Source organism: Vreelandella sp. 2A-K22 (assembly GCF_054065485.1).
In genome coordinates, this window is sequence record NZ_JBSUGC010000039.1 from 1 (window position 1) to 1,222 (window position 1,222).

Consider the following 1,222-nt stretch of genomic DNA (forward strand, 5'->3'; position numbering starts at 1 on the left):
GGCCTGCCAAGCGGAGCGCGGAGGCCGAAGGCCGGAGGCGTTAGCGGCCGCTGCCCGCGTAAGCGGGGCGAGACGGGAACCGGCTCGATGCGCAGCACAGCAGAGCGACCCCGAAGGGGTAACGCCCGGTGTGGCATCAGGATTTAGTGCAATGGCAGAACATGAGCTGGAGAGATCACCGGCAAGCAGCAGCAAAGGGGCGGCGCAGCCGCCCAGATGGCTGTTTGCCGATACCGGCGATTAATTAGAGCGGTGTTTAATATCCCCCGCGTTGCGGGGGACTAGGTTTCAGCAAGTCATGTTAAATACGTGTCCGTCATGTAAACTGAAATCCCCAATAAACAGATCCCGCGCATAGGCTACGATGTCAAAATATCGGGCTACGGATTCAGGAATATCATTCAGTAGACCGCTATCATTCAGGTATTCCTCTGCAAAAGTTTCTTCGTCCTTAGCTTCGCCCATATAGGCATCTCTAAACAGGTCGAAATCAGTGCTATTAAACAGATCAACAAAGGCCACAAACGCCGCTTCGTTACCTTCCTCGCGGGCTTGTTTAAAGCCGTTAATAAAATCCCAGTTGATATGGCACTCTGACGCCATACCAGACGGAATACCCTCCCAATCCTGGAACATAAATTCTGGATCAGCCTCATTTGCGTGTAACTCGCGGCAGCGCTCGTAAAACTCCTCTGAGCTATCAAAATCGGTCAGATCGAGCCAGGCTCCCGCAATGCTTCCGCAGTTGTATTTATGGTAAGTGCCAACATAAACAGAAGGGGTCGTAATATCAGTCATGGTGTACTCCTTAAAGCGCCGATACCGGCAATTTTTCGGGCGGCGGTATTGCCTCCCGATGATTTAATTATCGGTGATTATGCCTTTAAAGTCAATACAAGTACGGAATTTATTTACCTGTTTTTATGCCCGTCAGGGCATGGAAGGCGACCGCGCCGGACTCCACCGGACACCGGCCGCAAATCGCCGGAAACTGCGGGACTGACCGGAGCAACAGGCCACCCCCCTCCCTGCTAAGCCATAACCCAGCCCGCCGCCACGCAGCTGCCGCACGTCCCCCACGGGGGTGCGCAGTGGGCGCCGCGCGCCTGCGCGCGGGTACGGCGGCCCGCCTGCGGGTCGCGGCGCCGTACTGCGAGTTAGCGGCCGCCGCGCGGCCGGTTACGGGGGACACCGCACCGTCACGGCCAGTGCCCCGCTGAGC

At 57.0% G+C, this 1,222-nt stretch carries 2 protein-coding genes; one reads left to right on the forward strand and one right to left on the reverse strand.

What is annotated here, in order from left to right; genetic code table 11:
- Positions 1–244, forward strand: a 244-nt coding sequence (locus ACW17M_RS24070) for a hypothetical protein (RefSeq protein WP_457548201.1), incomplete at its 5' end; no start/stop codon positions are given.
- A gap of 44 nt (positions 245–288) precedes the next feature.
- Here the strand turns inward: ACW17M_RS24070 and ACW17M_RS24075 are convergent.
- Entirely contained in the window at positions 289–798 is a 510-nt protein-coding gene (locus ACW17M_RS24075; RefSeq protein ID WP_012561131.1) for an antirestriction protein ArdA, read from the reverse strand.
- Positions 799–1,222: the final 424 nt, after the last annotated feature.